Here is a 15,262-nt window from a genome sequence, read left to right on the forward strand (position 1 = left end):
ATCATTTGCAAGTGTAAATAGTATCCAAAATATAAACGGTATTCCTAAAATAACAATAAATAAAACATTGTCTTCACCAAAAACTTTTTCACTAGCAGCTTGTAGAATAGTATATAATATTAATATTCCTAGTACTTTTAAAAACTTCATATTCAATAGATTAATATTATAATTATATAAATATTTTATTACTTCGTGTTCTGATATTTCTAAAATTAGTTTTTTTTATCATCAAGCCATATAGCATATAAAACTAAATTATGCCCAACATAGGATTTCAAAAAACTCCCAAAAAACAAAAGCTTTCTTTCCATTAAGCCTAATATCTAGATCCATTACATTAGCAATTTCCGGACTCTTTGTAATTCAAATTTTATTCTTAAGTTCAATTGCAATTTTTTCAAGTGCAGATGGATATTTATCATCTTTTGAAATCACATTTGCTTTGCGAAATAACTCATTTTCTTCAATCTTTAAAGCAATTGTTAATGCTTCATAATCTGATAGTTTGTATTCTTGCTGAATACTTGCAGTTAATTTTCTAATTTCTGTAGATACCTTCATAATTTATTACTGAGATTATTAATCATTAAAAAACGTATCTATAAAAGTAAGAAATTTATTTAGAATAGTATCACCTATTTTTGACCTTTGTAAAATAGAGGGTTGATTTTCTAGTACTTCCACTACTTCTTGTTTGCTAGGGATTCGTTGTGTAAATAAAAAATCTTCGGTTAGTTTTTTAAGTTTGTCCGCATTCAATTTTTCATCGGTTACAAACTGGTTAAAGGCTTTCTCTTGCTCTTCAATCATAAAAGCAGTATAACCCTCTTCAATAGACATATCATCTAGTGCCGGTAAGTTTTCTTCAATGAAACGTTCTATCAATTCTCGTTTGCTACGCAGTTTAACATCACCCGCAACAAGATCTAATATTTCCTTTTGTCTGCGTTCTTTTTCCGCTGGGTTTGTTGCTTTTAACTTGGCTAACAACCCTAAAATATAGGTTACTGTAATGTCATCGCGATGAATCAACTCCAGTTCAAAATCGACTTCGTTCAGTATGGAGGTTTTTTCTTTTTTACCTTTATCTGATAACTCTAAGTATTTGGATTTATAATTTTCAAATTCTTGTTCACCTAAAGCAATATCATCAAATTTAAAATCTACAAATGAAGCAATTATGTTTTTTAACCTAATGATTTCACGAAATGCTTTTACAAATTCCAATTCTTCATCTTCGGTATATAAATCATCAACCGATTCGAAAGTTGGAGTAATTGCTATTAGATTAGTATAAGCTTCATTAATTTCTTGAACGTAACTTTCGTATGGTTTTAAAATGATAATTTCTTTGGCCTTTTTATCTGAAAATAAAGCAATAGCATCATCAGTGGCTTTCTTCAGATTTCTAAAAACAACAATATTTCCCTGTGATTTTTTATCACCCAAAATTCTGTTGGTTCTGGAATAGGCTTGAATTAAACCATGGTACTTTAAATTTTTATCTACAAACAAAGTATTCAATGATTTACTATCAAATCCTGTGAGGAACATATTAACCACAAACAAAATATCTACTTGTTTAGAACGTACTCGTTGTGCTATGTCTTTGTAATAATTATAAAAGGATTGACTGTCTTTTGTAGTCCAACTGGTTTTAAATGTTTTATTATATTCTTCAATATAACTTTCTAGTTTATCCCTTTTATGGTATGCGTTATAAACCTCTTCCTTTTCTGCTACTTCATTAAAATCTTTACTATCATAATCGTCTGTATCGCTAATCATTTCGTCATTGGCACCAAAGCTAAAAATGGTAGCCATCTTTAAATCATGTTTACCTTCTTCTTTTAATTTAAGGAATAGATCATAATATTTAATCAACATGTCTACGCTACTCACGCAAAACATAGCTGTAAACGTTTTGTTTTGCGTTTTAATGGGATGTTGCTGAATAATATAATTAGTAATTTTTTCGATACGATCATTGCTTTCTAACAATTCTTGAGTGTCAATTGCTTCTACTTCAATATCAATTTCGTTTTGTGAATTCTCACGCTCTTTGTACTTCCCTACATACTCCACAGAGAAACGCAACACATTGTCATCTTTTATCGCATCGGTAATGACATAACTATGCAATTGCTCACCAAATAAGCTTGCCGTGGTTTGGTTTTGCTTGTTTTTGGAGGAGGCATTTTCTGCAAAAATAGGTGTACCGGTAAACCCAAACATTTGATAGTTTTCAAAATATTGGGTAATCTTTCTATGCGTGTCTCCAAATTGAGAGCGGTGGCATTCATCAAAAATAAAAACTATCTTTTTATTTTTGAGATCATCCATTGTTTTAAGATGGTGTTCTCTCGTAATAGCATTGTATAATTTTTGAATCGTCGTAACAATCAACTTACTATTGCCATCTTTAAACTGACGTACTAAATTGGCCGTGTTATTGGTTGGATCAATACAATCGGGTTTAAAGGCATTGAATTCTTTGGCGGTTTGGTAATCTAAATCTTGTCTGTCTACACAAAAAACTACCTTATCTACCTTTGGAAATTGGGATAATATTTGACTGGCTTTGAACGACGTTAAGGTTTTACCCGATCCTGTAGTGTGCCATATATAACCGTTGTGATTGCTATTTTTTACCTTATCAATAATGCGTTCTACGGCATTAAATTGATACGGACGTAATACCATCAACATTTTATCAGAATCGTGCAATACTGTGTATTTCGTGATCATTTTAGACAAATGACATTTCTCTAAAAAGGTATTGGCAAAATCCTCTAGTTTAGAAATACGTTTGTTGTTTTCGTCGGTCCAAAAGAAGGTTTGTTTATAATCTGGTTTTTTGTTTCCAAAATTGCTGAAGTATTTGGTGTTTACTCCATTACTGATTACAAATAACTGCACATAGTTGAATAGTCCAGTATTGGCTGAAAACGAATGTTTTTGGTAACGGTTGATTTGGTTGTAGGCTTCCTTTAGTTCTAAACCTGTTTTCTTTAATTCGATTTGAACCAAGGGCAAACCATTAATTAAAATGGTTACATCGTAACGGTTTTTATAGGTTCCCTCAACCGTGATTTGATTGGTTACTTGATATTGGTTTTGGCACCAGAAATCCATATTTAAGAACTCCACATAAACCAATTCGTTATTATCATTTTTGAAAGCAAACTTATCCCGAAGTAATAAAGCTTTTTCAAAAACATTGTTAGACTTGGTTAGATGGTTTAGTATTTGCTTAAAATCCGAATCAGAAAACAGTTTATTGTTGTGTTTTTCTAATTGCTTTTTAAGATTGACTAGTAAATCATTTTCATCTTTAATAGTTACTTTATCGTACCCATTAGCGGCTAACTGATTGACTAGGTTTTGTTCTAATATTAATTCGGACTGTGATGTCATAGTAAGTAATTAGTCTTTTATTTTCCACAAAGGTTCGTTTTGCCAATTGGGTTTCATCCCTAGCGCATTGGGATCTACATTGGGATATTTTTCAAATAAAAGTGTTAACTTTTGAGTAAATTCATTTTTGGGTATGATGGTATTTAATAGGTATTTCATTAAACACATATGTATATACAACTTGCTAAATTCATCTCGTTTTGGAATATTTTCTTCGTCACTAATCCAAGGATTGGGCGGTTTAGGTAATAATTTGACCGTACTAGGTAAGTTTCTATTCCAGAGTCTTGAATGGTGGGCACAAAAATTACGAATTTGCACTATTGATTGTAACCAACTACGTAAAAAAGTATAGTTTACAGCTCCAAATTCTTTGGCGATTAAATCTTTTGATATTACTGTATTTTTTAAATTACCATATAATTTTGATGAGGCACCAAAACTAGTTAGTTCTAATGATTTCCATGCAGGCGGAAACCTATCATCATCTGAGTGTTTATTTTGGTGTCTAATAATATTTGCATCTCTGGCACGTAAAAGTTCCTCATTCAAATTAGACAAGGTTTTTTCTAACGCTCTACTGTCGTTAAATAAATCATAGTTTTGAAACCACCAAGGATCTTTTTCATGAGATAGGTAATATATTAATTTAGTCCGAAAACTAATTTCGATTTTCTCAATCACATCGAAAATAAGCAAACGTAATTCCGCATCAAAATTATATAATGCAATCACATCCATAAAATTACTGTTAGGCTTAAATATGTGATTTTTTTTATCTGACTGCATCACATACCAATACTCACCAAGCCTGTAATAACTGATGTTAATTAGGTACTTTTCGGCAATACGCGGATGCTTTATTTGTAAACCTCTTTCTTGTAGTTGGGCTACTTGTTGCTCAAGTGTGAATGCTTTTTTATCAAACATAACTAGGAGCTAAGAAATTTTTCAGAATTGCTATAAAAGCAAAAGACACACCCTGGGACGCTGTTTTTCTTATTGCTAAGAACCTATCGCGTGGTGTGTACTGTTGGTGCAAAAGTACAATATAATTTGAGTTTACAAAATTTATAATCATCTAAATTGTTGTTATATGATATTTTACTACTATATTTTATTGTTTTATAGCTATTTACAATTTTAAAACCGGCTTGTTTAACGGCTTTGTAAATACTATCTTTTTCGAAAGTCTAATTATTGAAGCCCTCCTATTTCACAAATAACTACTTTACAAAACCCTTAATTACATTGTGGATTATCATTAATTAGAATAATAAACTAAGGCTTTTATTAACAAATGTAAGTGTCATGTAGCATTAATGCCGATTGCATTGTCATTAGTTTACAGTTCTATTTTATTGGCTTTATAAAAGCTCAAAAGTTCATCTTCGTTTGAAACAAGATATATTTTACCTTTTGGAGCTTGCATTAAGTTATCCATGTTTTTACCAAATGCCCAGCATCCGTTCATTGGAAATAAACATATTACCCCTTTTTTTAAATACCAATTACTTTCGTTTTTAATAATTTCAAAACCTAATTCTATCAATTTTTTTGTTGTTAACATAGCTAAATATTTACGTTGATTCATATTTTGAACTCCTTAAACTGATTGAGTTTAGTAAGTTTGAATTCCTTTTAATTAATTCTTCTTCGATCTCAATTCTACCAAATTCAATTTCAATAAATGACACATATAAGTTTGATAAATAATATTCATTCAAAGAATTTTCAATTTCTTCTTCAAACTTCCCTTTTGTTAAAATAGCATCACAATATAAATGTTTACCTAATTTTTTTCTAAAAGAATGATTTATAGTTCGTTTGATTTCTTTCATTCTTTCTTTAATACTTGCACTTTCTCCTATGTATAATAAATCATCATTACCAAAAACAGCATATACTCCAGCTAACTTTGTGAAATTGTTTGACCAATTTTTATCGAATGAAAACTTAATTTTATTTCCTTTCAACAAAAGCCTTTCTGATTCATTTATTAACTCTTCTTTTTTAATTTTGTCTATAAACATATTAAACAAACATTTGCTGCAACAATACTTTTTTATCTTCTTATCTTCCAATTAGTTAATGCTTGTAACATTAATTAAGATTAGGATATCATTTATTTATCAGCGTACTTGACCATAGATTGCGCGTAATACTTATATTCTCTCAGCTTACCGGAATCTACAGCCAATGAAATTCCTCCTAATGGAAGATATCCCTCTTTAATCTTGTTTAAAACCTCAAATACAAGAAGCTCTTTTGATTCCCTTTCTAAAACAATGTAATCGGTAATTTTTTTATTTTCCATAGTATTTTTATTTACACAAATAGTTGCTGCAACAACCCTTTTTTATATTCTTGGGTATCTTGTATTTGATTGGATACTAACTCTATTTTTTCATCAATGGCTGAAAGAAAATTAGCAATTTTGGTTTGTTCTTCAATACTTGGAATTAAAAAATCCATTTCAGATAAAGTTGATAAAACAATATATGGAGTGTTCCCATCATTTTTCTCGCCCTTAATTCTTTTAGGCAAATTCATTTGAAGAAAATATTTTACATACATTATATTTTCATTGAAACCATCAAGTATATATGTTCTTTGATAAGCATTAAATTTCCCTTTGTAATAATGAATATAACCAACATTTGCTCCATTACCTGAAATTAATAATGCTTCTGTATCAAAAGCGTATTTATCAATTCTATAATAATCTTTTGCACAAGTATAAAACCTATATACTCCATCCTCTACCATAGCATTTGCATCCAATTTACCAGTAGTGATTTTACACAAAGAACCCAAACTCTTTTCTTCCCACTCCTCAAAATCCTCTCCATTATCATCTTTGAACCTAATTTCTTGGTTAAAGATTTTTTGCATGATACCTTTTTTGTAGTCTTCTAAAAGTTCTTTTTTTTCTTTTAAAAGGTTTAGTTTTTCATCTACTAATGAAAGGAAATTGGCAATGCGGGTTTGTTCTTCTAACTTTGGAAGAATAATTTCTAATGTTTTTAAATCTGAATTATAAACATTACTAATGCTAACTCCTTTTGCTAATGTTGCAATTTTTGACCTTAATTTATGATTGATATAATATGCTGCATAAATATTTGAATAAACATTTTGCTTCAAAGGTTTTAATATATTTATAGTTCGACCAATAGCAACATTTTCAACTGTCAGAGCAGATGCTGAACCAATATCCAAAGGATCTTCACCTGCCGATGGAAGTAAAATTTCATCTCCTTGGCTAAAAATCAATTCAGATTTATCAAGGTTTGTTCTATTGATAACAACTTTAATAACCTCATTATACATATGATACAATTCACCATATCTAACACATAATGTTTCAAATTCAGGTGATGCTTCATTTTGTTTTATATTTTTACCTGTAGAAAAAAGAAAAACATCTCCAAAAGAATGCTTTTTATAGGAATAATTCATATTCCCTTCAAACTCTGGAAACCTCAATTTTGGCTGTACTGTTTCCATATTAAAAAGGAGTTTTAATATTCAACTCACTACAAAACGAAGCAATGGTTTTATCCACTGCATTCATTTTTAAATCAATGCTTTGCAATTGATCCGCCACTTCATTTACATCAATTGAAATAGCTTCTTCAAAAGTATTTACATAACGAGTAATGTTCAGGTTATAATCGTTGGCTTTTACTTCTTCGAGAGTTGCCACGTTAGAGTATTTGTCTATTACAGTCCTGTTTTGGTAGGTTTCTATAATTTTGTCAATGTCAAATTCACGAAGTACATTTTGATTTTTTACTTTTTCAAAATCGTTGCTGGCATCAATAAACAATATGTTTTCGGGTGTTTCTTTGCATTTCTTCAATACCAAAATACAGGTTGGAATACTGGTACCGTAAAACAAGTTAGAAGGCAAACCAATAATGGCATCAATGTAGTTGCGATCTTCAATTAAATACTTCCTGATATGTCCTTCGGCAGCACCACGAAACAATACGCCATGCGGTGCAATACAGGCCATAATACCACTATCGTCTAGCTGATGCACCATGTGTTGGATAAAAGCAAAATCAGCTTTGGTTCCAGGTGCTAGTCTGCCATATTGCGAGAAACGCTCGTCATTGGTAAAAATAGGATTGGCAGACCACTTTGCCGAGAATGGTGGATTGGCTACGATGGCATCAAACTTAAAATCTAAGTGTTGTGGTTTTTCAAGAGTATCTTCGTTTTTTATATCGAATTTATGATAATTCACATCGTGCAAAATCATGTTCATTCGCGCTAAGTTGTACGTGGTACGGTTTTGTTCTTGTCCGTAAAAATGCCCTACTTCTTCTACTTCACGCGCTACACGAAGCAACAACGAACCCGATCCACATGTTGGGTCGTAAACTGATTTCAACTTGCTCTTGCGAGTAGTCACAATTTTCGCCAAGATACTCGATACTTGTTGCGGAGTATAAAACTCACCTGCTTTTTGTCCGGCACCCTCTGCAAATTTTGCAATTAGGTATTCGTAGGCATCGCCCAGAACATCACCTTCGGTATTGTCTAAATCAAAATCAATTTCGTCAAGGGCCGTAAGTATTTTTACAATAACATCGTTACGGTCTTTGGTGGTACGACCTATTTTAGTTGAGTTCAAATCGATATCATAGAATAAGTTGTCAAAATCGTCTTGACTCTCAGATCCCATGGTGCTTTTTTCGATAGAATTCAACACATTGGCTAAGTCTTCTAGAATAAAAGTGCTTTGAATTTGCTCTTCATCATCTTGATTAATAACCTTTGCATTTCCTTTTTTGGCTATGTTTGAGAAAAGTTCAGATGGTTTTAAAAAATAACCTAATGCATCAACAGTGGCTTCTTTTAGCGCTTCTAAAATTTCTTTTCCATCAGCACTGTTTTCGTCAATTTCACTAAATCGAATTCCATCCGTTTTCAGAAACTCATTTGCTTTTTTTTCTAACTTTTCAGAAAGGTATTTATAGAATATAAAACCTAGTATGTAATCTTGAAATTGATTGGCTGATATTTTACCTCTTAAAATATTGGCAATAGCCCATAATTGGGTTTCTAAGAGTTTCTTTTGTTCGTCTGACATTGTTGATTTTTTTATAATGCCTAAAAGTAAATAAATTTAGAGAAAATACACGAAATAAAAGAAAAAGCTTGCAAGAAACAGAGATGTTTATTGACTTGATCGAACCCGCAGAAGATTTAGATATAAAATACTATCTAACTTTTATTGTCATAAAATTAGTACTAGCGGTAATAATTGTATGCTTTTTTTTCAACTATTAGATTCTATACAAGTGGATTGTAAAAAATTTTAAATCTGTTAATAAGTTGAAATTTTTGAAGAAAAAAAAATAATTTGTCGTTCGGTATAAATTATTTTTTTTTGATTTAAAGTGAGGAAATATCTTTTGAAATATTTTTTAATCTATTTCTATTTTAACAGCATTATAACTTTCAAAAAGATTCAAAACATCTTCTCGAACGTATTCCAAAGCTATGTATTCGTCCAGTCCTGTTCCTTGGTAATACATAAGTTGTGACATGTAATAATAAACGCAATTTATTACAAACTCATTTTTTTCTCCCAAGATATCGAGCATTAAAATTAAATTTTCGTAGTTCATTAAATTTAACGCTACAAATTGCAAATCACTATTTAGATGATACTCTTCATCAAGATAAAAATCTAAATAAAGTTCGCCTAATGCTGGTGCATTTCTCTTTTCAGTTTGTACTTTTTGACTAATTTCAACTTGTTCTCTTGTTAACATAATTAAATTATTTAAGGTTTGGTATATTTAGATTTGTCCATATTAAAGACTGATTGCATAAAGTCAACTTTTTCTTCCATGACTGGTTTATAATATTGGTTAAAAACTTCTATGCTTTTATGTCCTGTAAAACTCATAATAACCTTATCAGGGATTTTATTAGTTTTCATAATAGATATAAAGCTCCTTCTTGCTGTATGGCTAGATATCCTTTTATATAATGGTGAAACTGTTTCAATGATATCCTGACCCAACTTCATAGTCTTTTTAATATTAGATTTAAAACCGACCTCTTTAGCTACTTCTTTTACGTAGTCATTAAATTTTTGATTAGTAATATCAGGAAGTTGATAGTCGTATTTTTCAAGAATAAATTTAGTATAATCATTTAATGGAATTGATAACTGTTTGCTTGAGTCTTTTTTATCTCGAACGTGAATAATACCATCGTAAATATCATTCCTTTTTATAATTGAATAATTACTGAATCGCATGCCCGTGAAACAACCGAACACGAATAAATCCCTAACTTTTTCTAATCTAGTATTTTCAGTGAAATCGTATTCAAATATTTCGATGATTTGATCGTATGTAAGAGCTACTTCATCAGTAACTTGTTTTCTAATATTTTTAAAATTTCTAAAATCAGTTTTGTACGTATAATTGTTATCAAATGCCCAACTTAGAAAAGTTTTCAAAAGACCTAAATTTCTACTTAATGTATTGTTTGAGTGTTTTTTTTCAGAAATACAAAAAGTAATATACGAATTATAAAATGGTTTATCAATCCTATTTAAGTGCAGAGAAGTTTTAGAATACTCTTGATACTGTTCTAGTAGAGTTTTGTTGTATTCATATCTTTTAATAGTAGATTTTGAGTTGGCATCATCGGTCCTATCATTTTTCTTCATTTGAATAAAAATATCATAAACTGCGAAAAAATCTTTTGATTGCGTTTTCGTCTTTTGAAATTCAATATCAAAATCTTTTCTAATCATTTCAATTGACAGTTCCTCACCAGTGTCTTTATATTTATTTACTCTTTCAATAAAATACTTAGAATACCTATCCAATTGCCTTTTAACAGATCTTTGCTTCTCGGCATTTGAAGTTTTTCCAGTTAAATTATTTGGTTGTCTGTTTTTAAAATCCCACTCTAAAGGAGAGATAACTTCTCCTGTTGAATAAACAAACTTTTTTCCTTCTTTCTTAAAATAAGCAGAAAACAATATTAATGTTTCGCCTTCTTTCTTTGGTTCTTTTAAATTGAATGTACTTAGCATAATTTATAGTTGACAAATTAGTTGACAGTAAAGATATATAATATCAGCACTATTGTATATAAATTGGTATAAAAATTCATATAAAGTCACAAAAATATCAATAAAATAAGGAATAAATGATAATTAAGCATATTAGGTTCGATAACCTATTTCTCCGCCAGCTGGAAAGCAAATTGAATTAAAACCCTTTAAATCGTATGATTTAGAGGGTTTTTTTCTTTTATACACCCTCCAAAATATTCATAATACGTTTCCTTAGTGGATAAATTCGGCTACCCTATTTGCAGGTTGGTTCAGTACCTTTAAGTGTTTTTGAAACTTATATAGATGATTGGGCTAATGAACAAAGTAAATAATCACTTGTTCATTTACCAATAGATACTTTCGAATAGTAAATTATACAGATAACAATTTTAATTTTATAATTTTACTAAATAGTTAGCTTATAAATCCATCCTATAAACATTATAATAGCACAATTGAGCTTACTTGATAAAAAACCAACACTTTTAAAATTGAATCTATGAGAAAACTATCAATAGTACTATTGTTTTTAATACAATTACAATCTTCAATCGCACAAAATGGAATAGAAGCTGTTACCATTACTGATATGTTGAAAATTAAAACTGTTGGTAACATAACGCTGACTAAAGATGGAAAACAAGCTGCTTTTACCGTGACTTCTATTGAACCCGATGAAAATAATAAATTAGATTACAAATACCGCACACAGATTTTCACTACCAATACTTTAAGCAATTCCGTACCTGTACAACTTACCACAAATAAAGATGGTGCGACAAGACCAGCATGGAGTCCGAATGGTAAACAGATAGCTTTTACGCGTTCTGTAGAGGACAAAATGCAAATTTTTATATTATCTATGGAAGGTGGTGAACCAATACAACTGACAAAACATAAATACGGTGCCACCAATCCAAAGTGGTCGCCAGATGGTAAAAAAATACTTTTTTCATCAAGTATCCCCTTTCGTGAGTTGCTTCAAGATTCTATTTTAAACAAATCAAATTCGATTCCAACTTGGAAAATGGAAAAGCCTGGTTTTGACAAAAATGAACATTTATTAACGAACAAAGAGAAACCCAATCCTAACGGAAGTTTATCAGAAATAAGAGCCTATCTAGATAAAAATGCAACCGACAAAAAAGCAATTGTCTTGAACAAATTAAACTTCCAAAGTGAGTCGAATATTTCTTCAGATATGAATTTCAATCACTTTTTTGAAATAAATGTCTCCAAAGATGCTGAACCACGATTACTTACTAAAGGGTTTTATAGTTTTGCTACTGCGGACTACACACAAAATGGGAAACAAATAATTCTATCAGGTGACGTAGACACTATAGAAAATGCAGATCGATCATTAGAAAGTGAGATTTTTACAGTTGACACAAATGGTGAAAATTTTAAAATGATTTTAGGCGAAAACGGAAAAAGATACAACAGTGCAACCATATCTCCATCAGGTAAATGGCTGGCTTTCTTGTCAAGTAATACTTCTTTTATTAGTGTTCCTTCCTTATCAATAATGCCCATGAATGGCACCGAAAGAGATATGGTAACAATCCCTTTTGATCGAAATAAATCAAATCTTATCTGGAGTAAAGATGATAAATACCTGTACTTTACCTCTCAGATGAATGGTGGTAATGTATTGCACAGAATTAACAGATTAACAAAAAAAATAGAAGCTTTATCCAGCGTTGATACTGGTATTTCAAGTTTTGATGTTATAAATAATACGATTGTATTTTCAAAAACTCAGGTATCAAATCCTTCTGAATTATATTTTGCTGATGCCAATTTAAAAAATGAAAAAAAAGTAAGCAATTTTAATGATTGGGTTACAACTAAAAAATTATCCATTCCTGAAAAGAAAACATTTACTAACGATTTAGGAATGACTGTAGAGTATTGGATCATGAAACCATCCAACTACAAACAAGGAGAAAAATATCCATTATTGTTAGAAATTCATGGCGGTCCATCAGCAATGTGGGGTCCTGGTGAAGAAAGTATGTGGCACGAATACCAATATTTTTGCAGTAAAGGATATGGTATCGTTTATAGTAATCCAAGAGGTTCGGGTGGATATGGTTTGGATTTTTTAAGAGGCAACATCAACGATTGGGGCAAAGGTCCGGCAAGTGATGTATTGACAGCATTAGATAAAACCGTTGAAGAAGGTTGGGCCGACAACTCCAAGTTACTTATCACCGGAGGTTCGTATGCAGGATATCTTACAGCTTGGATCATAAGTCATGACAATCGTTTCAAAGCGGCTTGCGCGCAACGCGGTGTCTATGATCTTAACACATTTTTTGGCGAAGGAAATGCATGGCGATTAGTTCCAAATTATTTTGGAGGATATCCATGGGAGCCAAAAGTGAAAGAAATTCTAACTCGTGAATCACCCATAAGTTATGTTCAAAACATCACTACACCTTTTATTATTTTTCATGGTGGGAACGATCGTCGTACCGGTTTTATTCAGGCCGAAATGATGTTTCGTAGTCTTAAAGTATTAGATCGTCCTGTTGAATTTGTAGTACATCCGGGAGCAACACATGAAATTACACGAAATGGTGACAATCGCCAACGAATAGATCAAATGCTGCGAACGTATGAGTTTTTTGAAAGATCAATTGAAAAAAAATAAAATGAACTGATGTTTATACATTCATATACTGGAATTTAAATCCTAAAAAACTGAAAAGCCCTGCACATTATAAAATGACAGGGCTTTTTTTTGTAATAGAAAGAGGTTTTGATAAAGCATTAATAATATGATATTGATAACCTACATTGAATTGTTTTCATATAAATCAAGTCTTGTTTTTTAATATTAGACACTACCAAAACATATATAATTTTTGGATTTTCATAATTAAAAAACCTGTAGCCTTAAAAATAAGTTGTTTTGAGTATCTTTAAAAAACTCTAAAAGAAAATCATGGAAACACAATCCTATAAAAATCATATTCGTTATTACCCACCCCATCATTTTGTTTACTATACTATAATAATGACATTTCTGTCGTTTAGTATTTATTTTAGTTGCACCACCGAAGATTCATTAATTTGGGCGTTTATAAGTGGAATTTTCGTTGTTTTATTTTGTCTGGCTTTCATGCTACGCCAACATTATGCTTTGACTTTACAAAACCGAATTGTACGTCTGGAACTTCGATACCGTTATTTTTCGATTACAGGAAAAAGACTGGAAGATTTTGAACACCAGTTAAATGATGACCAACTATTTGCCTTACGGTTTGCCCCAGATGATGAATTTCCAGCACTAACACAAAGAGCGCTGCATGAAAATCTTTCGGGAAAGGAAATTAAAAAAGCGATTCAGCACTGGAAAGGCGACTACGAAAGAGTTTAATGTTTAAAAATAATAAGCGTAATTTATCCAATATAACGATTCAGAATTTTGTTTCTTTGTTCCAAAAAAAACACTAAAAGCTGAATTTAAACACCATAAATGGCAGAATATTTTCTAGATATTGAATACAAAGACATTACGTATAAGGAAGAAGAAGTCAATTTTAAGGAATTCGAATGCTGTACGTTTACCAATTGTAATTTTTCTCAATGTGCCTTTGTAGCAGTTACTTTTATTGACTGTACTTTCAATGATTGCATTTTTAGCAATGCCAAAATAAATTATGTAGCCTTTAGAACCGTAACTTTCAATCGTTGTGAAATCAAAGACGTGAATTTTGCCATGTGCGATAAATTAATTTTCGAGATTGCTTTTAATGATTGTATTTTGGATTTCTCCAAATTTTATACATTAAAAATCAAAGGAACATCATTTACCAATTGCAGTATTATTGCCGTTGATTTTATGAGTACTGATTTGACCGAAGTCGTTTTTGAAAACTGCGATTTATACCGTTCTGAATTTGCAAAAGCAATTGCCAACAAAGCTGATTTTAGAACCAGCTACAACTACACTATTGATCCCAAAACAACAAAACTAAAGAAAGCAGCGTTCGCTTTAGAAGGCATAAAAGGATTGCTATACAAACATGAAATCATAGTAAAATAGTGCTTTAAGAAATTATTTTCCCATCTTCCATAGTAATGATTCTATTGGTTTTTTGGGCAAAATCAGTATCGTGGGTAACCACCAGCAAAGTCTGATTTTTTTCCTGTGTCAATTTATTAAAAATATCAAAAACCAAATCACTGTTTCTCTTATCTAAATTCCCTGTAGGCTCATCCCCCATTATAATTAACGGATCGTTTATCAAAGCACGCGCAATTGCGACACGCTGTTTTTGTCCGCCACTCAATTGATTGGGCATTTTCAGTGCTTGATCTTCCATGTCCAGTGTCTTCAAATGTTCCATGGCGCGATGTTCTAATTCTTTATCCGAATATTTAGCTAACTTCATTCCCGGAAGCATTACATTTTTCAAGACATTATATTCAGCCAGTAAATAATGAAACTGAAACACAAAACCTATTTTTTCACTTCTGATTAAAGCTAATTGCTTATCGGTTTTCCCCGTAACAAGTTCGTTGTGAATCAATATCTGGCCGTCATAATCCGTATCCATCGTAGAAAGTAAATACAACAACGTCGATTTTCCACAGCCGGATTTGCCTACGATAGAAACAAACTCTCCGTGATTAACACGCATACTTATTTCTTTCAATACCTGAAATTTTACAGGATCGTAAAAATATTTACTTAGTCCAATTGTCTCTAAAACAGCATTATTTTCCATT

Annotated in this window: 14 protein-coding genes; 3 read left to right on the plus strand and 11 right to left on the minus strand. The window is 31.1% G+C overall.

The window, feature by feature from the left end:
* Window positions 1-366: 366 nt before the first annotated feature.
* The 10 genes from ACXX80_RS14805 to ACXX80_RS14850 form a co-directional block, all read right to left on the minus strand.
* Window positions 367-564 carry a histidine kinase gene (locus ACXX80_RS14805; protein WP_458553917.1) on the minus strand — a complete coding sequence of 66 codons (198 nt, stop codon included), beginning with the start codon at window positions 562-564 and terminating at the stop codon, window positions 367-369.
* 18 nt (window positions 565-582) lie between these two features.
* Window positions 583-3,420 carry a type I restriction endonuclease subunit R gene (locus ACXX80_RS14810; protein ID WP_458553918.1) on the minus strand — a complete coding sequence of 946 codons (2,838 nt, stop codon included), beginning with the start codon at window positions 3,418-3,420 and terminating at the stop codon, window positions 583-585.
* Window positions 3,421-3,429: 9 nt separating this feature from the next.
* Entirely contained in the window at window positions 3,430-4,350 is a 921-nt protein-coding gene (locus tag ACXX80_RS14815) for an Abi family protein (RefSeq protein ID WP_458553919.1), read from the minus strand.
* A 415-nt stretch (window positions 4,351-4,765) separates the two neighbouring features.
* Complete coding sequence (locus ACXX80_RS14820) at window positions 4,766-5,014, minus strand: hypothetical protein (RefSeq protein WP_458553920.1); 249 nt, start codon at window positions 5,012-5,014, stop codon at window positions 4,766-4,768.
* Window positions 5,001-5,453, minus strand: coding sequence for a GIY-YIG nuclease family protein (locus tag ACXX80_RS14825; RefSeq protein WP_458553921.1), 453 nt, complete (start codon window positions 5,451-5,453; stop codon window positions 5,001-5,003). The genes ACXX80_RS14820 and ACXX80_RS14825 overlap by 14 nt, the downstream gene beginning before the upstream one ends.
* A 92-nt stretch (window positions 5,454-5,545) precedes the next feature.
* Window positions 5,546-5,737 carry a hypothetical protein gene (locus ACXX80_RS14830; protein WP_458553922.1) on the minus strand — a complete coding sequence of 64 codons (192 nt, stop codon included), beginning with the start codon at window positions 5,735-5,737 and terminating at the stop codon, window positions 5,546-5,548.
* A gap of 11 nt (window positions 5,738-5,748) precedes the next feature.
* Window positions 5,749-6,930 (minus strand): restriction endonuclease subunit S, encoded by a 1,182-nt coding sequence (locus ACXX80_RS14835; RefSeq protein WP_458553923.1) that lies wholly within the window; start codon window positions 6,928-6,930, stop codon window positions 5,749-5,751.
* Between the two features lies 1 nt (window position 6,931).
* On the minus strand, window positions 6,932-8,524 hold the full coding sequence (locus tag ACXX80_RS14840) for a type I restriction-modification system subunit M (RefSeq protein WP_458553924.1): 1,593 nt from the start codon (window positions 8,522-8,524) through the stop codon (window positions 6,932-6,934).
* Between the two features lie 337 nt (window positions 8,525-8,861).
* Window positions 8,862-9,212 (minus strand): hypothetical protein, encoded by a 351-nt coding sequence (locus ACXX80_RS14845; RefSeq protein WP_458553925.1) that lies wholly within the window; start codon window positions 9,210-9,212, stop codon window positions 8,862-8,864.
* 11 nt (window positions 9,213-9,223) lie between these two features.
* Entirely contained in the window at window positions 9,224-10,495 is a 1,272-nt protein-coding gene (locus ACXX80_RS14850) for a tyrosine-type recombinase/integrase (RefSeq protein WP_458553926.1), read from the minus strand.
* 523 nt (window positions 10,496-11,018) lie between these two features.
* Here ACXX80_RS14850 and ACXX80_RS14855 point away from each other — a divergent pair.
* The 3 genes from ACXX80_RS14855 to ACXX80_RS14865 all read left to right on the plus strand — a co-directional run bounded on the left by ACXX80_RS14855 (window position 11,019) and on the right by ACXX80_RS14865 (window position 14,576).
* A complete protein-coding gene (locus ACXX80_RS14855; RefSeq protein WP_458553927.1) occupies window positions 11,019-13,178 on the plus strand; it encodes a S9 family peptidase in 2,160 nt (719 codons plus the stop codon).
* Between the two features lie 294 nt (window positions 13,179-13,472).
* On the plus strand, window positions 13,473-13,907 hold the full coding sequence (locus ACXX80_RS14860) for a DUF6526 family protein (protein ID WP_458553928.1): 435 nt from the start codon (window positions 13,473-13,475) through the stop codon (window positions 13,905-13,907).
* Window positions 13,908-14,006: 99 nt separating this feature from the next.
* Window positions 14,007-14,576 carry a pentapeptide repeat-containing protein gene (locus ACXX80_RS14865; RefSeq protein WP_458553929.1) on the plus strand — a complete coding sequence of 190 codons (570 nt, stop codon included), beginning with the start codon at window positions 14,007-14,009 and terminating at the stop codon, window positions 14,574-14,576.
* A gap of 4 nt (window positions 14,577-14,580) precedes the next feature.
* On the opposite strand, the gene ACXX80_RS14870 is transcribed toward ACXX80_RS14865, so the two are convergent.
* On the minus strand, window positions 14,581-15,261 hold the full coding sequence (locus ACXX80_RS14870) for an ABC transporter ATP-binding protein (protein ID WP_458553930.1): 681 nt from the start codon (window positions 15,259-15,261) through the stop codon (window positions 14,581-14,583).
* Between the last annotated feature and the right edge of the window lies 1 nt (window position 15,262).

It is taken from the genome of Flavobacterium sp. GNP002 (assembly GCF_054343795.1).